A 23,578-nucleotide genomic window follows, 5' to 3' on the forward strand; every position below is an offset into this window, starting at 1 on the left:
CTTAATTTATAATTAAAATTTATGTCTGAATTTACAGCGGAATTTTTCGGAACCTTTCTATTGTTATTGCTCGGCCTTGGAACTAACGCTAATGTTGCACTTAACACTACGTTTGGTCAAAATAGCGGTTGGATCGTAATTAGCTTTGGGTGGGGGCTTAGTGTTTTTGCCGCCGTTGCGGTAGCCGGTCCGTATAGCGGCGCCCATATCAACCCGGCAGTAACAATCGGTCTTGCATCCGCCAGCCTATTTGCCTGGAGTGAAGTACCCTCTTTTTTACTGGCGCAAGTACTTGGCGGTGCCACTGGTACTACATTGGTGTGGTTGGTATTTAAAGATCATTTTGCATCTACAAAAGATCAAGGCACCAAATTGGGCGTATTTTCTACCGGTCCTGCCATTAAAAATTATCCGATCAACTTTTTAAGTGAAATGACAGGGACATTTGTACTCATGTTCGTGATTCTCTATTTCACTGAGCCTCAGTTCAATGCTGATTTCATGTCAGGCAATGTTGTTGGCTTAGGATCAGTAGGCGCTTTACCAGTAGCCTTATTGGTTACTGTAATAGGGCTAAGCTTAGGCGGCACTACTGGCTATGCGATTAATCCTGTACGGGATTTGATACCAAGAATTGTACATGCCGTCCTACCCATTCCGGGAAAAGGTGGAAGCAACTGGAAATATAGCTGGATACCCGTTTTGGGGCCCATTACAGGTGCGATAATTGCCAGTTTAATTTATTTGTATTTAAAATAATAGATGCTGCTATAGAGAAGAATCTTAATTCCTTTTAAAGATGATGTTATTGCTTAACGAGCTTCTGTATTTTATTAAAACGTCGCTTTGCGACAACCCGAAAATTCAATTTTAACCTTTTTTAACTTCACAAGAATTATGAATACTATAAATAAAATCCTTGTTCCATTTGATTTATCCCCGGCATCGGAACGTGCTTTACAATATGCGCTTCATTTTATAACCCAAAATGACACCCCTGAAATCATAACCTTATATGCTTCCAGTACATCGGATGATGACGTATTGAAAGAAGTACTACAAGAAAAGATTTCAGATATAAAGAAACCATTTCCTTATGCATCAAAATTCAATATCGAATTAGTAATACGAAGAGAATTATTGGTCGATAGTATGTTGAAAGAACAAAAAGAGAACGACATAGATCTCATTATTATGGGAACTAAAGGTAGTGCTGAGGATGAAGAAAGTACCTTCACCAATACTTCACGACTTGTTTTAGAAGCGGATTGTCCTGTCTTGGTAGTCCCGGAAAAAGTCGGAGAGTTTCAAGTTGGTAAGATTGCTTTGGTATTAGGTAAAGATGAAATTGATGACCCTACTGCTTTAGGGACATTATTGGAAATCGCAAGAAGGTTTGACACTCAAGTTCATGTATTGACGATTTGTAATGAAGACGGTACTTACGGGTATTCGGTAACCGACGAGAAAAACGAAAATACAATCAGCTATTACTTGGAGAAGTTTTATTCCCATCACATGTTTATGGAAAACACAGATGTGACCGACGGTATTTTTGATTATGTAAATAAAAAGGAGATAGATATGATAGCGATACTGCCTTCTAACCATTCCAAAAAGAATCGGCCCTCTGAAGGCAGACTCACCAAGTTCCTGACATTGCGTTCGCAAATACCTTTACTGACTTTGGATTGATAGGTGCTTCACCTAGGATTACGCTACCGTTAAAATTTAAAATACAACTATGTAAATCAATAAGAGATCTTTTATACTATTGATTTTTTTTCATGATAATGCTCATGTTTATGCTGACCTCGCATTTTTAACTTTATAAAAACTTTTAAAAATTACACCTATGGAAATACTATCGAAAGCACCAAAAAATAATGACCTTGATAAATATGGGTTAAAAGATGTTACTACATTTTGGAACCTTTCCCCGGAGACATTGCAAAAACTCACTGTAGAACAGGGAATGGGAAAAGAAACTGCAAACGGCACACTAGCTGTCAATACCGGTAAATTTACGGGCAGATCCCCGAAAGATCGCTTTTTAGTTGATGACGATTATACAAAAGATAAAGTCTGGTGGGGGCGTACGAATAAACCAATTACTCCAGATAATTTTAGTAAACTATACCATGAAGTGACCAATTATCTATCTGGAAAGTCAATATACATTCATGATGGGTATGTATGTGCCGATCCAAAATACCGAATGAATGTAAGAACCATTACAGAATACCCCTGGTCCAACTTTTTCGTTCACAATATGTTTCTTCGATTGGCGGAAAATGAAATTGCAGATTTTGAAGAAGAATGGTTGGTACTTTGCGCCCCTGGATATGAAGCTCAAGATCCCGCAGCTTTTGGGCTTCGTCAAGGGAATTTCTCCATACTTGATTTCACGCGCAAAATAGCTTTGGTGGGAGGATCTGCGTATACTGGTGAAATGAAAAAAGGTGTTTTTTCAGCATTAAACCTTATTTTACCAATAGAGAAGAATGTACTCCCAATGCATTGTTCCGCAAATGTAGGTGAAGATGGAGAAACGGCTATTTTCTTTGGATTATCCGGTACCGGAAAAACAACACTATCTGCCGATCCTAAACGTAGGTTGATCGGTGATGATGAACATGGCTGGACAGCTGAGAATACAATATTCAATTTTGAAGGAGGATGCTATGCAAAGGTGATCGACCTTACCGAAGAAAAAGAACCTGATATTTTCCGTGCGATACGTCCGGGTGCTATTCTCGAGAATGTTGTATTCAAAGAAGGAAGCAAAGAAGTGGATTATAAAAATAGTAGTATTACTCAAAATACACGAGTGAGCTATCCTATTGATCATATCGACAATATTGCGGTCCCTTCTTATGCAAAAAACCCTAAAAACATATTCTTTCTAACCGCTGATGCTTTTGGCGTTTTACCTCCAATATCAAAATTAACACCGGCACAGGCGGCCTATCATTTTATATCGGGGTATACCGCAAAAGTCGCGGGTACGGAAGCAGGGATTGTAGAGCCTGTTCCATCGTTCTCCGCTTGTTTTGGGGAGCCTTTTATGCCATTACACCCCACGGTATATGCAGAGATGCTGAGCAAAAAAATGACCGAAGCCAACGTAAATGTTTGGTTGGTCAATACCGGTTGGTCCGGTGGGCCTTACGGCGTTGGATCCCGCATAAAACTTAAATATACACGAGCTATGATATCAGCGGCAATGGAAGGTGAGCTTAATGATATTGATTATGAGCAACATCCAATTTTTGGGTTGCATATGCCAAAATATGTCCCTGGTGTTCCCTCTGAAATGTTGGACCCTATGAATACTTGGTTGCAGAAAGGGGCCTATGTTAGCAAATCCATTCAGTTAGCACATTCTTTTCATTTAAATTTTGACAAGTTTATCAATCAAGCTTCCAATGAAATTTTACACGGAGGGCCGCTGATCGACGCGCATCAGATTTTAGATCATATTTAATCGGAACGAATTCCTCGAGGCTCTGCCTCGGGGTTTCCGTTAAAATTATCGTTCCCATCAAAGCAGGAATCAAAATAACAGAATTTTGATTTCTTTTAATTAAAATGAAACCGGCAAATACCTCTATGGCCGTGCCTCGAGAATAGTCGGTTTCAAAAATAACTTTTATTCGAAAAACGTTGAATAGCTGTAATCCATTTATAGGACCAGTCAATTTAAAAAATAAGAGATATGGCCGCAAATAAATTGGTTTTTAGGAAAACAATTATCGCAGGAACCGGGCTTTTCTTATGCTTATTTTTAATTGTACACCTCTCTGCAAATTGGATTCTATTACTGCCTGAGGAAACAGCACGCGAACTGTACAATTCGTACGCTACCACATTGCGGGAGAACCTTTTCATTAAGTCGATATCCTATATTCTGTATGCTTTTATCGTATTGCATGTAATCTATGCTTTGCTCATCACAATACATAATAGAAAAGCCAAACCACAGAAATATGTGGTCAATCATTTTTTGCAAAATAGTACGTGGACCTCTCAAAATATGGGACTTATCGGGACGATGATCTTACTTTTTATCGTAGTCCATCTTGCTAATTTTTGGGCACGTGTAAAACTAGGAATGGGTGAAATTATAGAACTGGATGCTACAGGTAATTTAGATGTATATAAAGTAACCTTTTCGCTGTTTCACAATATTTACTATGTAATTTTTTATACTGTTTTAATGATTCCACTAGGACTTCATCTAAATCACGGACTTAAAAGTGCATTCAAAACACTCGGGTTTTATCATAAAAAAGGATTGCGGATTTCGGCGAAAGTTTCCCTCATATATGCAGTTATAATCTCCATCGGATTTGGGGTTATTCCATTTTTTGTATATCTCAAATAACTCATTAAGATGAAATTAGATTCAAAAATCCCGGAAGGAAGACTCGAAGACAAGTGGCGTAATTACCAGATAAAAGCGCAATTGATCAACCCTGCCAATAAAAAGAAACTAAATGTTATCGTTGTAGGGTCAGGGCTTTCTGGAGCTGGAGCTGCCGCTACACTTGCCGAACTAGGCTATGACGTGCAATGTTTTTGTTATCAAGATTCTGCCCGTAGAGCGCATTCCGTTGCTGCCCAAGGAGGTATCAATGCCGCAAAAAATTACCAACATGATGGCGATAGCGTTTGGAGGATGTTTTATGATACATTGAAAGGAGGTGATTTCAGGTCACGAGAAGCCAATACCTATAGATTGGCCGAGCTTTCTGCACCCCTTATTGATCATTTTGTGCAACAAGGCGTTCCTTTTGCCAGGGAATATGGTGGTGTATTGGTAAATCGAAGTTTTGGGGGCGTACAAGTACAACGAACCTTTTATGCCAGAGGGCAAACAGGGCAACAATTATTACTTGCCGCATATTCGCAGCTGTATAAAATGATACGTGCCAAGAAAGTAAAAATGTTTCCACGCAGTGAAATGATCGATTTAGTGGTTATCGACGGAAAAGCAAAAGGGATCATTGTTCGTGATCTAGTTACAGGTGAACTGAAACGCTATGTTGCAGATGCAATTGTATTGGCAACTGGTGGCTATTCTCGTGTTTTTAGATTATCTACACTTGCCATTGGATGTAACGGTAGTGCGATTTGGAAAGCCCATAAAAGAGGAGCCTTTTTTGCAGCGCCTAGTTTTACGCAAATTCACCCGACTGCATTACCTCAAACCAGTGAGGCACAATCCAAACTTACCTTAATGTCAGAATCCCTTAGAAATGACGGGCGTATTTGGGTGCCTAAAAAAAAGGAAGACATCAGGAAAGCAAATGATATACCGGAAAAAGAACGGGATTATTACTTAGAACGCCGCTATCCGAGTTTTGGGAATTTAGCACCTCGTGACATTGCATCAAGAGCTGCAAAAGAACGCATCGATGCCGGATACGGTGTGGGAAGATTAAAAAATGCCGTCTACTTAGATTTCAGGCACGCAATCGATAAATTAGGTATTCAAACTATAAAAGATCGTTATGAAAATCTCTTCGGCATGTATAAAAAAATCACGGGGATTGATGCGTATAAAGAACCCATGCAAATTTCACCTGCCGCGCATTTCTCCATGGGCGGGTTGTGGGTAGATTATGAATTAATGACTACCATCCCTGGACTATATGCAGTGGGAGAATGTAATTTTTCCGATCATGGTGCCAATCGTCTGGGAGCAAATTCATTATTGCAGGCCAGTATCGATGGTTATTTTATATTACCGAATACGATCAATAATTATCTGGCAGGTGCTTTAGAAGAAGATATTCCGACCACCGACCATATCGAATTTGAAAAGGCCGAAAAGGAAGTACGGGTTATCATAGACCGAGTTTTGAATATCAATGGCACCAAAACTGTAGACCATTTCCATAGAGAATTAGGGAAAGTCATGTGGCAAGAATGTGCAATGAGCCGTAATAAAAAGGGGTTGGAAAAAGCGATACTCCAAATAAAAACGTTAAAGGATGAATTCTGGAGTGATGTAAAAGTTACGGGAAGCGGTAATGAACTTAATACCGAACTAGAAAAAGCCCTGCGACTGGCCGATTTTATGGAGATGGGAATTTTAATGTGTACAGATGCACTAGAACGTGAAGAGTCGTGTGGAGCACATTTTAGGGAAGAATTTCAAACCGAAGACGGTGAAGCTGTACGTGTAGATGAAAACTATTCCTATGTGTCTGCCTGGGAGTACGATGAAGGTGATTTTAAATTACACAAAGAAGAACTGGAATTTGAATTTGTACAACCTTCGGTAAGAAGTTATAAATGACATATAATGAAAGTTACATTTAAAATTTGGAGACAAGAGAACCGGAATACCAAAGGAGCAATAAAAGAATACAAGGTAGATGGGTTAACAGAAGATATGTCCTTTTTAGAAGCATTGGATCACTTAAACGAATTACTCGTTCTTAAAAACGAAAAAGTTATCGCATACGAGTATGACTGTAGGGAAGGTATCTGCGGGCAATGTGGTGTTTTTATAAATGGTCGTGCTCACGGTCCACATGATAATATCACAACATGCCAACTGCACATGCGCAGTTTTAAAGATGGGGATACTATTGTTGTAGAACCATGGAGGGCTGCTTCTTTTCCGGTACTAAAAGATTTGATCGTAGATCGTTCTGCATTTGACCGAATCATGGAACAAGGGGGATATATAACCGCAAAAACAGGGACCGCACCAGAGGCCAATGCCATTCTTATTCCTAAAGAGGTATCCGACAGTGCTATGGATGTCGCGGCCTGTATTGGATGCGGTGCTTGTGCAGCTACCTGTAAGAACGCGTCCGCGGCCTTATTTGCATCGGCTAAAATCAACCATCTTAACAACTTGCCGCAAGGACATCCTGAAGCGCACAAACGAGTACAGGAAATGACCTATCAAATGGAACTGGAAGGATTTGGCAGTTGTTCCTTTACAGGTGCTTGTGAGGTAGAATGTCCAGAGGGGATTTCAATAACCAACATAGCAGAAATGTACGCTAAATATACCAAAGCAAAATTATTTGGCTAAATTGAGTCAACAACTTCGAGCAAACCCACGAAGTAAGCTTCCAAAAAAATATTTTGTTTTCGCAGGCGAACCTCGGGTAATCAAACCCTCTACGAGGGGTTTAAAAAAGGTCTATGGCTACTTGTATACTTGCAAACTTTTGATCGGTATTCCACAAAGCCGTTGCAGACACGGGGAGATAAATATCCTGGTAAACTTTTACATCCCTGCTATAAATAATCCCAAAATTATTTAGGACTTTATCTCCATAAAAGTGGGCGTCATTAACGAAGGAAAATGCTGCTGCAATGGACACTCCAAAAGAAGAATGTTTCTTTTTAAAAATATTATAACTAAGTTCTACATAATTGGTAAATGCATTTTCTAATTCTCCGCCATCTGCAACATAGGTGTCTCTACCTAAGAGAATAGTACTCCAGGAAGTTTTTAAAGGAATCTTTTGAAATGTATATGCTAATGTCAAATCTACAAAGTGGGATGTAGTGGATCTATCATAATCAAAAACTTCTGCATCCGGAAAGTCACTATAATTATTAATATCCCATAACGCTATTGAAAACCCATGAGTAGCATAGCTAATATAATAGTCAACCTCGGTATAGTCTCCATTGAATCCTGCACCGCCCCAAAACCCCGTATCGAATTTACCGTTCTTTGAAGTATAATGTAAAAGAGCTCCGGTCATAGGAGCGTCGGTAACCCTAAGCCCTCTCCACAAGTGCATGTTTTTTACCTGTAAATTAAAATCAATAGGTTTATAGGAAACTGCTTCTGTAGGGTTTTCAGTCTCATCTTGTGCATTTAAGGCACTAAAAGAGAGCCAAAATAACAGGACGATCTGTATATACTTAGAATTTTTGACTTTTTTCATGCTCGTGTTTTTAATTCTTTTTCATTAACATATCCAAAATAAAAAACCAAGTTTTTATATGTACCCGTATTCAATTGATTATGAGATCAATAATTTTTTTTGAATGTGCTGAATTTCTTTTCAGAAAAACCAAAGGACTAAAAATATGCTTCAAACACGTTGAATACTATGATATTCATCAGTGTTATATGTTCAATAATATTCTATAAAACTAGAAGAGCTCGGTGCAAGAACATTGAGCGAGAACCTCTAAACAATCCTAAAAATTGCCCGCTACCCGATGGAGAAGGAAATCATCATTAGCCGGTTATTGGCGGTACTTGATCCTAGCAAAATATGAATCAAAATCCGCAGTCTTAATAAATGATTACAGCAGATTTAACAAATAGCACAAGTGCAAGAGTACTCATGAACCATTACCACGAACACTTAGCCCATCTATTGCAGAGGAAATCCCATTTAATTCCTAAAACTTTTTGTTTTAATCGTACTGACAATACAATTATCAGCTATACATCGGATGGTTATAAAATCTCTACGCTGCGAAAAACAACATGGTCACCACCGTACAACTAGAAGAAATACAATCTAAGTTAAATTGGGAGTCGGCTATGGTGCATGGTATTTTTGAAAAACTTTAAGTCAGCATTGCAAAGCAAAAGCTAGACCTATTTATCAAAGGCGTTAAAAACATTATAAAACAGGAAAAAGTCGAGTTTAGCAACGAAATTTCAAGTAAATTATAGTACGGAGGAATTCTTATTTATTCCCGTATTAAAATACTGTCATTTATGGAAAAACAGAGGAAAGATGAACGCCACATCAATAATGGGACAGAGTAATAACGTAATTTAAAAAAACATAAAATGGGAAAATTGATATTGGTAAGACATGGAAAAAGTGAGTGGAACCTGAAAAATATATTTACAGGATGGACGGATATCGACCTTGCCGCGGAAGGCATTGAAGAAGCCAAAAATGCGGGTGAGATTTTGAAACGCAATACTATTGAAATAGATATATGTTTTTCCTCCTACCTAAAACGCGCCATCCGCACGGCTTGGATTTTATTGGAAACGGCCGAACAGATGCACGTGGACACCCGTTACCATTGGAAACTGAACGAACGGCACTACGGGGATTGGCAGGGTAAGAATAAGGAAGAGGTGCGCAATTCGATAGGGGAAGATTACTTTTTGAATGTTCGAAGGGGATATGACGCGCCGCCCCCGATTCTATCCAAGGAAGATGAGCGAAATCCGAAATTTGATCCGAAATATAGCCGGGTAAATCCCTCTGTGCTGCCCTTGGGCGAATCATTAAAGGATACCTCGAAAAGGGTCGTCAATTACTTTTTTGAGGCAATTGCGGCCCAATTGGCAAAGGATAGGACTATACTTATCTCCGCACACGGAAATTCATTGCGCGCCTTGATAGCGCATCTAGAACATATTTCGACTCTCGATATTGAAAAAGTGGAAGTTAATACTGGGGTTCCTCATCTCTATGAATTTGATGGCAATCTGAACATATTGAATCATCACCGATTAAAATAGGGAAACAACTACTTTAGAAATCCTTAAAATAATCAGAATGATCGCTCTTAAAATAATTCAAAAAGCTGCAAGAGCACTATGGCGGTAAGAACAAACTGAGATGTTAAGTCATGCTAAAACAAACAATTTACAAATTATCAATTTCCTTGATGGTTATATGGGGATGTAACGACGATGACCAAAGTCCAGAACAGGTTAATCTGTTATTTACTGAAGATAATCTTGCAGGAGATTGGAAAAGGATGGCCGAATTTAAAGGGCGGCCCAATGATTCATTGGGATTGTCGGAACCAACAGAAGATCTATTTGCCCAATTCGAAAATTGCCGAAAAGATGATATAATCCGATATGTCAAGGCAACACAGCAAGAAGGAAACACTTATTTCTGGGGAATCGGGGAAGTGGCATGTCATAACCAGATAGCCAACTCATTTATAGAAATTGGCACTTGGACTATTCAGGAATCAGGGAAACTAAACCGCTTTTATTCGGATGTTGGCGAACCCTATATCGTAGTCTTATTAACGGGTAAACAATTGCGTATTCGAAAAGAATCGGGTACAAAAGAACCGGAAGGGGTCATTTACGAATTTACGGAGTATGTGCGGTCGAAATAGTGAAAAAAACTGAGGGAAAAGACGTAACCAAAGGACACTATCCCAACAAGTGTGTAAGTTTAGACTAACAGGGGTTTGACTTTTATTTAAAGCCGGATCCTTTTTTCATAGATCGCAAGGAACTGGTTCAGGATGATGCATCGTCCTGATGGGCATCTACCATTTCTTGGTGGCCTACCTTGTGACCAAATATTCGGATTTCATTTCCGCGTCGTCGGTCGGGAAGGAGAGCTTGTTCTTGGTGTACCTCCTGATCTTTCGGTTGAGGTTCTCGATAAGGTTGGTGGTATAGATAATCTTCTGTATCTCCAAGGGGAACTCGAAGAACACGGTAAGTTCGTCCCAGTTCTCCCTCCAGCTCTTGATTGCATAGGGATTTGCCTACCGTTTATTGGCGGAGCTCTCCAAGGGAGCTTTTCATTGGGGGCGTTGTATTTTGTCACTTGCCCATATACTGTACGGCACATTCAAGGGCGGATCTGGCCGTTTTTGAAAAATCGAAAAGAACGAGAATGGTCGCGATTTTCTTCATGATCCACACTTTTTAATGGTTCAAGAAAAAATAGTCAGTGACTTTTGCAGAAAATATGACAATTATCATGTCATAGGAAAATAGGTCTTTTTAGTATTGTGTTCGAGAAAGAAAACTTCATTTTAGCGCAGGAATTTTCAATGGATATAGGGTCTATATGCCTTCTTTAAATTTTAGGTTATGAAGGGGTTACGATTTCGGAAACATTTAAAAACGTATGGTAAAATGCTTTCTTTTGATTTGGACTAAGTACCTTTTGGATGCATTGCCCTTATGGGTTTTTGGAAAAGTAATCGAACCCCTATTCCCGAACGCGATGAACCGCCATAAATGAAGCCTACCATGTTCTTCCACCCTTTTCGATTCATTTGGCCCAATGGGATTTTTGTATTGGCTTCCCTGCTTCTTATCACGGCGAAACTTTCAGGGCAAACCACTCAAACAATCGAATCGGAAACCCGAACGCTCCAATTCTACCTGAAATACGATAAGACCCGTTGGTTCGCTTTCCATACCTATGCCCAACTGTGGACACGACTGAACGATAACAATCCGGGAAGCCTTGTTTCCGAAGAGCTTCAAGACCGAACCTTTGATATTTCGGTACGGCGATTCCGGTTGGGCTTTCAGGCGCAGCTTAGCGAAAGACTTTTGATCTATTCACAACTGGGCATCAACAACCTCAATTATTTATCGCCGCGCGGCACATCGTTGGACCTTTTGGATGCCTATGCAGAATATTCCTTTTCGCGATCGATATCCATTGGTGCGGGAAAAACGGCTTGGACGGGACTTTCAAGATACTCCGCCCCCAATACTTCAAAACTGCTTTCCTACGATCTTGTATTGCTCGCCCTGCCAACGGATGACGAAACCGACGATCTTATTCGAAAGCTGAGTATATATGCCAAAGGAAAACTGGGCCAACTGGATTATCGGTTGGTGGCCTCCAAACCTTTTTCTCCGGGCAATAGTCCCAATTTTGACGGGGAGCTGACAGAAAATGTAGCCAAGTTCAACGATAAGAGCAATGAGGGTGTTTATTCCAGCTATCTAAAATGGGAATTCCTAGACGCCGAACCGAACGACATTCCATTTTCCGACGGTACCTACCTCGGCAAAAAAAACGTATTGAGTATTGGTATAGGAGCGGAGTTTCAAAATGATGCACTGTCATCCTTACAAAGCGGAAGGGAACAAGACCACGATATGATGCTATGGACCGTAGATATCTTTTTGGATAAACCTATCGACACCAAAAAGAATACGGTACTGACAGCCTATTTGGGCTACTATAATTACGATTTTGGACCCAACTATATTCGGAATACCGGCGCGAACAACCCTATAAAAGAGGTCGATGCCAACCTTGCCTCGTTCAACGGGCCGGGAAATGCCTTTCCCGTAGTGGGTACGGGAAGCTCTTTTTTCGGCCAGGCGGGATATTTATTTCCAAAAATGGGCAATAGCGAAGACCGTGGGCAACTACAGCCCTACGTATCTCTTCAATACTCCAATTTCGAACGACTGAAAAACCCTATGTTTTACTATGATATTGGAATCAATTGGTTGCTCAAGGGGCATCTTTCCAAGTTTTCCCTCAATCTTCAGAACCGTCCCATTTTTCAATCGACCGCACAAGGTCTCGAATCGAATGATCGAAACTGGTCGGCGGTACTGCAATATATCATACGATTGGAATGAGACCGAACCGAATCTTTTATATGATACTTTTTCTTTTCCTGAACAGTGCCGGAACAGTTTCCGTTATGTCCCAAAAGAAATCGGGCAATGAACCGCTACGTTTATACTTGAATGCCAATGGAACCCAGTGGCTACAGTTCAGTTCGTACTTGCAACTTTGGGGGCGGGTCAACGAGAACAATCCTGGTAGCACCGTAAACGATGAATTGGAAAACGTAACCACCGATATCTCGATACGCCGATTTCGATTGGGGGTTTCCTCCTCGCCTTGGGCGAAAACCTATGTTTCGTTTCAATTAGGGGTCAATAACCTGAACTATCTTTCCCCCCGCGGCACGTCGGTCGATCTATTGGATGCCTACGTACAATACGATTTTTCCGAATATTTGGGAATAGGCGCCGGCAAATCGGCTTGGAACGGGCTATCGCGCTATACCTCACCCAGTTCTTCCAAACTTATGGGGTACGACCTCACTTTCGTTGCCCTTCCGACCCTTGACAGTACCGATGACTTGATCCGAAAATTAAGCCTCTTTGCCAAGGGAAAGATAGGTGCCTTTGACTATCGCCTTGTGCTGGCAAAGCCATTATCGGTGCGGAACAGCAGTTCATTCAACCCAGAACCTGCGGAGAAATTGGCACGTTTTACCGATAACCGGCCGAAGCTACAGTATTCAGGCTACTTAAAATATGAGTTTTTGGAACGGGAGAGCAATACGAGTCCTTTTCACACCGGCACTTATCTCGGTGGTAAAAAAGTGTTGAACCTCGGAGCGGGCTTTACGTTTCAGGCCGATGCGCTTTGGTCATTGGAAGATGGCGACGAACGCTATCACGATCTAAAGCTTTTCGCCTCGGATATTTTCTTAGATCTTCCCCTAGGTTCCAACAAACAAAAGGCTATTACCTGTTATTTGGGATATTTCAACTTTAATTTCGGGCCGAATTACATACGGCTTTTAGGAGCCAACAACCCCACAAATGGCGTTCGGCCCGAAATGGCCTCCTTTAACGGGAGGGGTAATGCATTCCCTGTATCAGGAACGGGCGAGGCGGTCTTTGGGCAATTCGGTTATCTTTTTCCCAAAATGGGTGCCGGCGGTAGCATGGGGCGGTTACAACCTTATCTTTCAGGGCAATATTCGGAGTTTGAGGGTTTCGCAAATTCCATCGTTCAATATGACCTTGGCGTAAACTGGTATTTTAACGGACACCTGTCCAAACTTTCGTTCAACGCCCAGAACCGGCCTATTTTGTTCGATTCGGGAAATGGTTTAGCGGCGCAAGATCGCAAATGGATGCTCGTACTGCAATATCAGTACAGGATGGAGTAAGGGTTGTTTAAGGGACGACCATCAAAACCAAAAATCGGTCCTTGGGCGACCTCCCGGTAAACTTTACGGGGTCGATACAGAGCGTTCCGTTTTCGGTTTCGGTGCCCATACCTTTATCCACCGTCAATTTTTAAAAGGTATCCCCGTCCAAATTTCAATGTGCAGTGATGTCTTACAACCCGGATTTTTAAGGTCTTTGTTTTGAGCTGTTTTTATATGGTGTTTCTTCCATAATAATTAGGTTTCAGTGTCGTTATCCTGTCGTCATTACAGCTGAGCCCATTGAGCGAATGGGGACATAGTTTATTGATTAAATCGTTTTAATTTAATCAATGGCCAGTACGGGCACTTGGGAGTGTACTGCCAAAAATCGTGTCAACTGTCCTTCGGAAGGTTCGCCGTGCATTGCATGGTTTCTGGGCAGGATGGCGATGAGATCGATATCGTTTTTCGACACATAGGTCAATATCCCCTTGGCCACGTCCTTGTTATTGATAAAAACACGTTCCGCATAAAAATTTTCAAGATAGTACTCCACCGTATTCTCATTTTTTTCCTCTTCCTCGGAATAGCCGTAGCTGCCGGGGCGGTTCTTTACCGTTACCACATGGACCTTGGCGTTGAACCTTCGGGCAAACTTTAACAATATTCCCAAGGCTTCGGTATCGTCTATTTCTTCTTTTCCCAGCACTAGGGCAATGCACCGCATCCGGAAGTCAATGTTGCCTTTGGGCACTACCAAAACGGGGCAGTCAGCTGCCAAGACAAGCTTTGAGGTGTTTGTCTCATCCGAATTACCATCCATTCGGGAGCCTAAAGTACCCATGATGACTAGGTCGATTTGCCTGGTTTTTTGAATATCCAACAGCGACTGCGTCAACGATCCACCTTGTATTTTCCATTCCAATTTGTTTTTGAGCATCGGCCTGTATTTCTCCTCAAGCTTTGTGAAATTTTCGGGAAGCAATTCGAAATTGCTATGTCCGGAGATATAGGCCAAAATAATCTTTGTGTCGCCATTTCGTCCTATGAAGGCTACAGCGTATTCCAGTGCCCTTTTTGCACTTTCCGAAAAATCGAAGGGAATGAGAATAGTCGAAATTTTATCCATGATGCAAGGGTTTTTATTAATTGTTATAGACAAAATTACATGTCGATTGAGGCTCTAAAAATGACCATGGTCATACACTGTTGAAAAAATTTACGCTATAATTGATTCTTGAAAACAGGGAAGGTAAATTAGCGAAATATGGATTTAGTAGCAGGAGTAGATATCGGCGGTACCAAGACCAAGATCGGTCTGGTGGGCCAAAACGGCGAGTGCCACGAACAGCTATTTTTCAGAACACAGGAGTTTGAGAGTTTCGATGATTTTTTGGTTAGGATAAAGGATGGCATCGATGAACTTAAGGCAAAGATAAAGTCGCCAGTCAACCTGATCGGCTGCGGTATCGGAGCGCCCAATGCATCGAGCCGGAACGGCACCATCGAAAATGCCGCCAACCTCAAATGGAAAGGTTCGGTGCCGCTACTCGAAAAATTGAAGCAACGCATCGACCTGCCCATGAGGATCATGAACGATGCGAGTGCAGCGGCCTTGGGAGAAATGCTTTTCGGAAACGCCAAGGGCATGAATGACTTTATCGTCATCACTTTGGGCACCGGTTTCGGCGCGGGCATCGTCGCCAACGGAAAACTCATCGAGGGCTACGACGGTTTTGCCGGAGAGCTAGGCCATATCGATATGACCTTGGGAGATGGTCGATTGACTGGTCTCGGTATAAGGGGCGGACTGGAAGCCTATGTTTCCGCCACAGGCCTAAAACGCACCATAACACATATGCAAAGTAAGTATATGGACGAGAGCAGGTTCCGCAACATCGCCTATAACGACCTGCACGGCGAGGACATTACCAAGGCCGCCGAGGAAGGCGATCCCATCGCCTTAAAAGCCTTTGATTTTACCGCCAAAACCATGGCCTTGGCATTGGCCAACTTCACGGCCTTTACCCAGCCCGAGGCCTTCTTTTTGATGGGCGGCCTGGTCAATACCGGCAAATGGTTGATGGAACCCCTTCAGACCTATTTTGAGGAATATCTGTTGGAAGTGTACAAGGGGAAGGTAAAAATCCTGACTTCCGGTATGGAGGGAAAGACCGCTGCCATTTGTGGGGCAGCCGCATTGATTTGGGAGGAACGCCGGTAACGGAGCAGAAATCGAAATACCTCCCATTGGAATACCTTTAAAAAAAGGATAACCATCTACTGCAACACAATCCGCTCCTCCATTTCTATAATCCTATTGGTTTTTCATGATAATCGCGGTCTTGGGTCGCGATAAAAAGTGGGCAACATTGCAATGCCCAAACCGGGTTCTTAATCTGTTTACGTGATCGGCCAAGGTTGTACTCACCGATAAAATGGAACATCTCCAAGGCAAAAAGGCCAATGCCGTGGCCAAAACGATGTCGATCCGCCCCGTACCGGACATACGATAAATAAGATTGTAAAGATCAAGGTACTTATTCCCAAGGCCGGCATCCGGCTCGTCCTTTATTCCAATCAGTTCGATACCTAGTTGTTAAACGAGCCTCAATTTTTGGCCCTGCTTCGTTAAATAAAATATAAAGAAGTAATTTTAAGCTATGCGCGTTTTCGAAAAAAATAGCAACATTTTTAAGTTATTGTCCGAAGCGGTTTCAGAGGGCATTATCGTCATCAACGAGGAACAACTGATCGTGGCCGCCAATACGCGGGCCAGTGCTATGTTCGGCTATGAAAACGAAGCGCTCGTTGGCGAACCCTTGGAGGTCTTGATTCCGCAAACCTATAGCAAAGCCCACCAAACCCATGTCTCCGGATTTTATCGGAAACACGAACAGAGGCGAATGGCAGAAGGTCGTACCCTCTTCGGGTTACGAAAGAACAAAGACCAGTTTCCGTTGGAGGTCGGTCTCAATCCGTTTGTGCTCTATGGAAACACCTATGTGCTGGCCCTGGTCATCGATGTCACCGAACGGAAAAAAATCGAGGAAAGCCAAAAAATGAAGACCGCTGCCCTAGAAGCGGCCCTTAACGGTATTACCATTACAGATGCGTTACAAGAGGACAATCCCATCATCTATGCAAACACCGCCTTTGAAAAAATTACGGGATACGCAAAAGAGGAAATACTCGGTAGAAATTGTCGGTTCCTACAAGCTGGGGACCACGATCAAGAAGCCGTAAAAAAAATGTATGGTGCCATAAAAGAGGGCAAGGGCTGCCATGTACAGCTACGCAACTACAAAAAAGACGGTACGTTGTTCTGGAACGAGGTCTCTATCAACCCCATCGCCGACGAATCGGAACGGATAACCCATTATGTGGGCATTCAGAACGATATTACCGAGCGCAAGATGGCCGAACAGGAAATCGGGCATTTGGCCCGCATCTTTGATGAATCGCTAAACGAAATCTATGTCTTCGATGCACATACGCTGCAATTTATAAACGCCAATTACGGCGCACAGAAAAATACGGGTTATGTAATGGCGGAGTGTAAAAAAATGACCCCACTTGACCTAAAACCGGAATTCTCTGAGGATAAGTTCAGAAAACTGATATCCCCTCTACTCGACGGTTCCATGGAAAAAATGGATTTTGAGACCGTCCATCGGCGAAAGGACGGTACCACCTATCCAGTAGAGGTTCACCTGCAAATATCGTCGTTGGGCGACAAGCAGGTAATCGTGGCCATTATTCTGGATATTTCAGATCGTAAAGACTACACCCAAAAACTCGAAAAGACCGTTGAGCGACGAACGGAACAGCTAAAAAAAGCTCTGGAAACCGAAAAGGAACTGAACGATCTCAAGACCAAATTCCTCTCCTTGGTATCGCATGAATTCAAAACGCCCCTGAGCGGTATTTTGACTTCCACCATTTTAGTGGGAAAATATACCGAGAAAGACCAGCAAGAAAAAAGGGAAAAGCACTTGAAGACCATCACTGGAATGGTACACCACCTGACCCAAATATTGGACGATTTCCTGTCCATGGAGCAATTGGAAAAAGGTAAGGAGGTCTACCACCATTCCGAATTTTCGTTGAGCAAGCTGGTCAACGAAGTCATCTACAATGCGAATATGCTGCTCAAAAACGGGCAACGGATCAACTATCCGCAGAATATCGATGATGTAAGTATCTGCCAGGACGAAAAAATAATGGCCCTTGTGCTGACCAACCTTTTGACCAACGCCGTAAAATATTCCCAAGAAGATACAGAAATAGATTTAAAGGTAGATTTAATGGCGGATAAGATTATTATTCATGTTAAGGATCAAGGCATCGGCATCCCTGAAAAAGACCAAAAACATATTTTCGACCGCTATTTTAGGGCTGAAAACGTATTGACGACCCAAGGTACGGGCATCGGGCTCAATATGATAAAGGCGCATGTGGAGAATTTAGGAGGAAGTATTTTCTTTATTAGCAAACAAAACAAAGGGAGTACTTTTACAGTGGAACTACCTTTGGGAAAAGCCCCCTAGCCCACAAAGGGGAAATAATGACGGTTTTTAAAAAGTGGGCAGTTGCAGTTGGCTGTGAAAAAGTTAGGAGTTCAGAATTATGCGTTTAAAGAAGATATTACTTATCGAAGACGATACCGTGCTACGGGAAAATACGGCCGAACTGTTGGAACTTTCCAATTATGAAGTACGAACGGCGGCCAATGGAAAAAAGGGCGTACAACTGGCCATGGAATACCTTCCCGATGTAATCGTCTGTGATATCATGATGCCCGAACTGGACGGTTATGGGGTTTTGGAGGCGCTATCACAAGATGCCAAGACAAAGTACATCCCTTTTATTTTCCTTTCGGCAAAGACGGAGCGAAAAGATGTTCGAAAGGGCATGCAACTGGGCGCCGACGACTACTTGACCAAGCCCTTTGAGGAGGCCGAACTGATAGGTGCCATCGAGAGTAGGCTGGCGAAAATGGCGATATTAAAAGACGGAAGTACAGGAAAACCCCGTTCAGAAAAGTCTTTGGGCACATGGCCCAAGACCATTCACCACCTCAAAAACTACATAGACGACCATGGGCAGGAATACAGTTTCGGTGTGGGAGAAAACATCTACCGAGAGGGCATGTATTCCACTACGTTCTATTTGGTACTAAAGGGAATCGTAAAGACCCATAAACTGGACAGCAATGGCAAGGAACTGATTACGGGCATCTACAGGCCCGATGATTTTTTCGGTTTTATTTGCTTTACGGGGCCCACCACCCATACCGAATATGCCACCGCTATGGAAACGACCAAGTTGGTCGGTATAACAACGAAAGAAGTTAAACATCTTCTGGAAAGAAACCACGGCCTGACGATGGAACTGATGCAATTTCTTTCCGGGAATCTTTCCAAAACCAAAGAACAATTGCTAGAAATGGCCTACGGGTCCGTCCGCAGGAAAACGGCCAGTACCCTCCTCAAATTTGCCGAAAAATTGCAAAAAGACCCGAAGGGCAACCTACACGTACTACGTAGCGATCTTGCCGGCGTGGCAGGTGTGGCCACCGAGACCTTGATCCGTACCCTTTCCAGTTTTAAAAAGGAAGGCCTCATCCAGATCGAGGGCCGCAATCTCAGGATCGTTGATGTGGATAGGTTGAGGCGAGTGGATTAAATTTTTCTCCTTCCGAACATGACCATAATCATATTATGTGGGTTTTGAAGGCTTTAATTTTACGGCAATACCAAAATTTAGGCTGGAATGAAGCAGATCTTGATCCCCACCGATTTCTCCGACAACGCATGGAACGCCATAAAATACGGCCTTGAAATGTTCAAAAAAACGCGATGTACTTTTTACCTCATGCACGTCAACACTATTCCACACTATTCTGGTGCGGGGATGGCGGTAGGTGCAGCGGGTGAAAACATTAATACTATCATTCTAAAGGATAGCAAAGAAAAACTTCGGCGATTGTTGGATCGCATAAAAAAGGAGATCCCCCTGAATACCGGACATACTTTTGTTCCCCTCGCCCTCTTCGATATTTTTGTGGATGCCATAAAACGGCAATCTGAAAACAAAAGGATCGACCTGATCATTATGGGTACCAAAGGCGCAACGGGGTTAAAAAAAGCTACCATCGGAAGCAATACCGGCGATGTGATCACTAGGGTAAAATGTCCGTTATTGGCAATTCCCGAAAATGCGGAATATGCCGCTCTCAAGGAAATCGCATTTCCTACCGATTACCAGATCGGTTACGATATGAATGTATTGGATACTCTGATCGAAATGCTTGCGATGAACAAGACCAAACTCAGCATTTTGCATATCTCTAAAACTGTAAAGGAGTTGAGCGAGGAGCAACATAACAACAAGAATTTTCTTCACGACTATCTCGTAGATGTCGATCATAGTTTTCATTCGGTAACAGGCCAAAGTCTTGAAACTGCTATCCAACACTTTGTCGAAAGCAGGGATATTGATATGATTGCTATGGTTGCCAAGAACCTAAATTTCTTCCAACGGATTTTATTTCGACCGGAAGTGGAGAAGATCAGCTATCATACCGAGGTGCCTTTTTTGGTGCTACATGAATGAAAAATATTTCAGGTTTCCCTGGTTTCAAGCTTAAGATCAAGAAAAATAGTTGGTCAATAGTAAGGGGGGCTTTATTAAAGGGGGGTACCCTGAATACGACCGCCCCATTTTTTAAACTGACGAATATCACGGTTTTTGACTGGTGCCCCAATTATTTTGGCCCAATCTAGAATTTTAAAACGATGAAAAAAATAATCCTACCAACCGATTTTTCCGAAAATGCGTATAATGCCATCCGTTATGCAGTACAGTTGTTTAATGATGTGCAGACTACTTTTTATTTGCTCCACACCTATACCCCGGCCATCTACCAGACGGAATATGTATTGCAAAGTCCCGGTCAGATCGGGCTGGGCGATTCATACCAAGAAAGTTCCCAAAGCCGACTGGAAGAACTGAAAACCAAGCTCGAAGAAGAATTCGATGATCCAGCACATATTTTTATACCCCATAGCGCCTTGAATTTTTTGGTAGACGAAGTAATTCAGACCGTAAAAAACGAAAAGGCCGACCTTGTTATCATGGGTACCCAAGGGGCAACGGGGGCGAAAGAATTATTGTTGGGCACGCAAACAGTACATGTCATCAAAAAAGCGACCTGCCCGGTTATCGCGGTACCTTCAGGCCATGAGTATGAAAATCCAACGAAAATCCTCTTTCCGACCGATTATGAGATCGATTATCAAAAAGAACAGTTGCAACAACTTTTGAACATTGCTATAAGCCATAGTGGCGATATAGAGATAATACACGTTTCCTCGGGCTTTGACTTGACACAAAATCAACTGAAGAACAAACAAAAACTAAAGGATGTTCTTAACGGGATTGCCCACCTGTTCCACGATTTGCCGAGCCAGGAAATAATTACTGCCATTAACGGTTTTCAGGTAAAGAAACGAACGAACCTCTTGGTCATGGTACAGAACAGGCATACTTTTTTGGAGCGGTTGTTCATTGAGCCTACCATTAAAAAGATAGGGTTTCATATTACCTTTCCCTTTATGGTCATTCCACATTTAGATAAATAGTATTTATTTGCAATCGTAGATCGCTAAGAGATATTAAAAATTTAATCAAAAATGCCACCACATTCATTATTTATAGCATAGAACTCATTGAAAAATTAAAATCAAGCACTTCTAATATGAAATGATTCTTTGATAATGATTTCAATATCTTCCTTCAAAAAGTTTGAACTGTGTCCTCTTGAGGTCACTTGATGGGACAAATTCAAAAATGATGAGTTTGTCCCATTTTTATTTCCATTTAAATCTTTGTCAATCAGTGTGATATACTTGATTGCTTCATTAACCCGGGTGGTTCGATATTCAAATCCGTCAAAAGTCAGATTTTCAGGAAAGACCGAACCAATGATCTTTCTTTTTTGTGTAATCGTCCCGGTTTCATACAAGTAGCCCAACTGTGAAAGATTGCTGATCGCCTTGTCCCACAGGGGTTCTACGTTTTGAGTGTCGGTTATCGTGCTTGTCAGTTTAGCTTCCAGCCTGTTTATTTTTTTATCGGCATCCGCTTTCATCATTCGGTAATCATCCGCTTCAATATCACCACACAAAAGCAATTCCCTTGCTTTACTCAGTTTATTGTTTTCGTCCTGTAAACGGATTTTCAACTGCTGTATATTTCCAATCCTGTCTCTGGTTTTTGTTTTATATACCGAAGTAATGACTTCTTTAAATAGATTCAGCTTAGGAATGGAATACACATATTTCCCAATTTCGGAAACGATCTTTTCATTCATATCTTCAGCCTTGTGTCTGAATTTACAGCCACCAGAGCAATGGTAATAGTAATAATACTGGGAACGCCCTTTCGACTTGCTACCGGTCAGCATACGTCCGCAATCCGGGCAAATCACAAATCCACGTAATGGAAAATGACCATCCACCTTCATTTTAGCCCGCATCACTTTTTTACGACCGTCAAGCACATCCTGTACATCATAAAACAAGGCTTCAGATATCAGGGGTTCGTGTTGCCCCATTACCAATTGACTTTCTTCATCTTTGTATTTAGGAATAAATATTTTACCGCAATACATAGGATTACGGATAGCTGTCCAGAAATTATTCTTACTGCATTTCAGCCCCTTTTCCTTTGCCATTTTCCAAACCTGCTCGGTACTGAACATATTTTTTGCCAACTCTTTGAACGCCCATTTCATAATATCGCTCTGAACTTCCCTTGGGGCAATATATTTTTTACCGCTTTCGTTGGTTTTATTGACGTATCCAATCGGCGCTGTTCCCATCCAGCGACCTTCTTTTTTAGCCCTGCGCATCCCATGAAATACATTCAATGCCCTTCTGTCATTTTCCACTTCAGGAGCAGCCAAATAAAAGGCGAGCATCATTTTATTTTCAGGGATTGATAAATCGAGCGGTTGTTCGACTGCCTGCGGTTCTACCCCCAATCTTCTCAACGTGCCGATCATCTGATAAGCATCTCCCGCATTTCGGCTGAACCTGTCCCATTTGGTAAATAATATCAAATCGGACTGCCCTCTGGATTTACGAAGGATGCCCAACAGTTTTGTCCAGGAAGGACGTTTAAAGGTTTTTGCAGAATGATCCTCATAAATCGCTTTCCGTACCTGAATATGGTTGATTTCACAATACTTACGCAAACGCTCTTCCTGATCCCGTTGTGAGTATCCCTTATCGGCCTGTTCATCCGTGCTTACCCGTATGTATAAATCTGCAATTTTCATCTTTTGAGTGTCTTAAGGTTGTACCATCTAACAGACTGATTTCGTTTATAAATATACGAAATTCAGGCAGGTTTTGCCAGATACTGATCTACTACAATATCCGCTATCTCATACATAAAATCCAGTATTACTTTCACCTGTTCAGCTGTTACTTCTATACCGTCTTCTTTTAATAGTGCTATTGCTTTTTCCGGCGGAATTCTCTTTACTTCATTTTCCATCTTACACCTCCGCTTTAAAACAGCAAAAGCCCCGAAGGGCTTTATACCGAAAAATTAATTCATGCTACCCATCGCTTTCGGGAAAGTAGATTTTACTCCCCTTGTTTTTATTAAATGAGGGTTCATACCGTATATACCCGTAGGCATTGAGATCCTTTACACATTTATGATACGTCATGGCAGATGATATTTTTGCAATCTTCATAATGTCATAACTGAATGCCACTATCGGATTGCTATTGCCCATCTTTGCCCTGTACTCTAACAGGGCAGCATATATCCCTATATGTGTAATACTGATACGGCCATCTTGCTCAATAGCCGTAAAAAAATCAGATAAAGGCTTTAACTCTTCCAT

The 23,578-nt window shown here is 41.9% G+C and carries 22 protein-coding genes and 1 pseudogene; 15 read left to right on the forward strand and 8 right to left on the reverse strand.

The window, feature by feature from the left end; translation table 11 throughout:
* The first annotated feature begins 21 nt into the window (after window positions 1–21).
* The 6 genes from D2V05_RS16545 to D2V05_RS16570 all read left to right on the forward strand — a co-directional run bounded on the left by D2V05_RS16545 (window position 22) and on the right by D2V05_RS16570 (window position 7,057).
* On the forward strand, window positions 22–759 hold the full coding sequence (locus D2V05_RS16545; RefSeq protein ID WP_119648650.1) for an MIP/aquaporin family protein: 738 nt from the start codon (window positions 22–24) through the stop codon (window positions 757–759).
* Window positions 760–897: 138 nt separating this feature from the next.
* Window positions 898–1,695: a universal stress protein gene (locus D2V05_RS16550; RefSeq protein WP_119648651.1), complete on the forward strand. Its 798-nt coding sequence runs from the start codon at window positions 898–900 to the stop codon at window positions 1,693–1,695.
* A 160-nt stretch (window positions 1,696–1,855) separates the two neighbouring features.
* Window positions 1,856–3,487: a phosphoenolpyruvate carboxykinase (ATP) gene (gene pckA, locus D2V05_RS16555; RefSeq protein ID WP_119648652.1), complete on the forward strand. Its 1,632-nt coding sequence runs from the start codon at window positions 1,856–1,858 to the stop codon at window positions 3,485–3,487.
* A 231-nt stretch (window positions 3,488–3,718) separates the two neighbouring features.
* Entirely contained in the window at window positions 3,719–4,387 is a 669-nt protein-coding gene (locus D2V05_RS16560; RefSeq protein WP_119648653.1) for a succinate dehydrogenase cytochrome b subunit, read from the forward strand.
* A 9-nt stretch (window positions 4,388–4,396) separates the two neighbouring features.
* Window positions 4,397–6,307: a fumarate reductase/succinate dehydrogenase flavoprotein subunit gene (locus tag D2V05_RS16565; RefSeq protein WP_119648654.1), complete on the forward strand. Its 1,911-nt coding sequence runs from the start codon at window positions 4,397–4,399 to the stop codon at window positions 6,305–6,307.
* Between the two features lie 6 nt (window positions 6,308–6,313).
* Entirely contained in the window at window positions 6,314–7,057 is a 744-nt protein-coding gene (locus D2V05_RS16570; RefSeq protein WP_119648655.1) for a succinate dehydrogenase/fumarate reductase iron-sulfur subunit, read from the forward strand.
* Window positions 7,058–7,157: 100 nt separating this feature from the next.
* Here the strand turns inward: D2V05_RS16570 and D2V05_RS16575 are convergent, their stop codons facing one another.
* Entirely contained in the window at window positions 7,158–7,928 is a 771-nt protein-coding gene (locus D2V05_RS16575; RefSeq protein ID WP_119648656.1) for a hypothetical protein, read from the reverse strand.
* 866 nt (window positions 7,929–8,794) lie between these two features.
* Between D2V05_RS16575 and D2V05_RS16580 the strand changes: the two genes are divergently transcribed.
* Both D2V05_RS16580 and D2V05_RS16585 read left to right on the forward strand, forming a co-directional pair.
* Window positions 8,795–9,484: a 2,3-bisphosphoglycerate-dependent phosphoglycerate mutase gene (locus tag D2V05_RS16580; RefSeq protein ID WP_119648657.1), complete on the forward strand. Its 690-nt coding sequence runs from the start codon at window positions 8,795–8,797 to the stop codon at window positions 9,482–9,484.
* A 146-nt stretch (window positions 9,485–9,630) separates the two neighbouring features.
* A complete protein-coding gene (locus D2V05_RS16585; RefSeq protein ID WP_147378304.1) occupies window positions 9,631–10,101 on the forward strand; it encodes a hypothetical protein in 471 nt (156 codons plus the stop codon).
* Between the two features lie 86 nt (window positions 10,102–10,187).
* Here the strand turns inward: D2V05_RS16585 and D2V05_RS16590 are convergent.
* Window positions 10,188–10,473, reverse strand: a pseudogene (locus D2V05_RS16590) (transposase); the annotation flags it as partial.
* A 490-nt stretch (window positions 10,474–10,963) separates the two neighbouring features.
* Here D2V05_RS16590 and D2V05_RS16595 point away from each other — a divergent pair.
* Together D2V05_RS16595 and D2V05_RS16600 are read left to right on the forward strand one after the other, a co-directional pair.
* A complete protein-coding gene (locus D2V05_RS16595) occupies window positions 10,964–12,337 on the forward strand; it encodes a hypothetical protein (RefSeq protein WP_119648659.1) in 1,374 nt (457 codons plus the stop codon).
* Between the two features lie 20 nt (window positions 12,338–12,357).
* Window positions 12,358–13,671, forward strand: coding sequence for a hypothetical protein (locus D2V05_RS16600; protein WP_119648660.1), 1,314 nt, complete (start codon window positions 12,358–12,360; stop codon window positions 13,669–13,671).
* A 7-nt stretch (window positions 13,672–13,678) separates the two neighbouring features.
* Here the strand turns inward: D2V05_RS16600 and D2V05_RS19775 are convergent, their stop codons facing one another.
* Window positions 13,679–13,798: a phosphoenolpyruvate carboxykinase (ATP) gene (locus D2V05_RS19775; RefSeq protein WP_220473568.1), complete on the reverse strand. Its 120-nt coding sequence runs from the start codon at window positions 13,796–13,798 to the stop codon at window positions 13,679–13,681.
* 198 nt (window positions 13,799–13,996) lie between these two features.
* Entirely contained in the window at window positions 13,997–14,782 is a 786-nt protein-coding gene (locus tag D2V05_RS16605) for a universal stress protein (RefSeq protein WP_119648661.1), read from the reverse strand.
* Window positions 14,783–14,920: 138 nt separating this feature from the next.
* Between D2V05_RS16605 and D2V05_RS16610 the strand changes: the two genes are divergently transcribed.
* Complete coding sequence (locus D2V05_RS16610; protein ID WP_119648662.1) at window positions 14,921–15,877, forward strand: ROK family protein; 957 nt, start codon at window positions 14,921–14,923, stop codon at window positions 15,875–15,877.
* A 93-nt stretch (window positions 15,878–15,970) separates the two neighbouring features.
* Here the strand turns inward: D2V05_RS16610 and D2V05_RS16615 are convergent, their stop codons facing one another.
* Entirely contained in the window at window positions 15,971–16,162 is a 192-nt protein-coding gene (locus D2V05_RS16615) for a hypothetical protein (RefSeq protein WP_119648663.1), read from the reverse strand.
* Window positions 16,163–16,316: 154 nt separating this feature from the next.
* Between D2V05_RS16615 and D2V05_RS16620 the strand changes: the two genes are divergently transcribed.
* The 4 genes from D2V05_RS16620 (at window position 16,317) to D2V05_RS16635 (ending at window position 21,299) form a co-directional block, all read left to right on the forward strand.
* Window positions 16,317–18,203 (forward strand): sensor histidine kinase, encoded by a 1,887-nt coding sequence (locus D2V05_RS16620; protein WP_119648664.1) that lies wholly within the window; start codon window positions 16,317–16,319, stop codon window positions 18,201–18,203.
* Between the two features lie 79 nt (window positions 18,204–18,282).
* Window positions 18,283–19,341: a response regulator gene (locus D2V05_RS16625; RefSeq protein WP_119648665.1), complete on the forward strand. Its 1,059-nt coding sequence runs from the start codon at window positions 18,283–18,285 to the stop codon at window positions 19,339–19,341.
* 87 nt (window positions 19,342–19,428) lie between these two features.
* Window positions 19,429–20,271: a universal stress protein gene (locus D2V05_RS16630; protein ID WP_119648666.1), complete on the forward strand. Its 843-nt coding sequence runs from the start codon at window positions 19,429–19,431 to the stop codon at window positions 20,269–20,271.
* A gap of 182 nt (window positions 20,272–20,453) precedes the next feature.
* A complete protein-coding gene (locus tag D2V05_RS16635; protein ID WP_119648667.1) occupies window positions 20,454–21,299 on the forward strand; it encodes a universal stress protein in 846 nt (281 codons plus the stop codon).
* Window positions 21,300–21,400: 101 nt separating this feature from the next.
* Here D2V05_RS16635 and D2V05_RS16640 read toward each other — a convergent pair whose 3' ends face one another.
* The 3 genes from D2V05_RS16640 to D2V05_RS16645 form a co-directional block, all read right to left on the reverse strand.
* Window positions 21,401–22,999 (reverse strand): recombinase family protein, encoded by a 1,599-nt coding sequence (locus D2V05_RS16640; RefSeq protein ID WP_119648668.1) that lies wholly within the window; start codon window positions 22,997–22,999, stop codon window positions 21,401–21,403.
* Window positions 23,000–23,061: 62 nt separating this feature from the next.
* Window positions 23,062–23,220: a hypothetical protein gene (locus D2V05_RS19735; RefSeq protein WP_013072897.1), complete on the reverse strand. Its 159-nt coding sequence runs from the start codon at window positions 23,218–23,220 to the stop codon at window positions 23,062–23,064.
* Between the two features lie 64 nt (window positions 23,221–23,284).
* Window positions 23,285–23,578: a hypothetical protein gene (locus D2V05_RS16645; protein ID WP_041579029.1), complete on the reverse strand. Its 294-nt coding sequence runs from the start codon at window positions 23,576–23,578 to the stop codon at window positions 23,285–23,287.

The organism is Flagellimonas pelagia (assembly GCF_003584135.1).
Classification (GTDB): Bacteria; Bacteroidota; Bacteroidia; order Flavobacteriales; family Flavobacteriaceae; genus Flagellimonas; species Flagellimonas pelagia.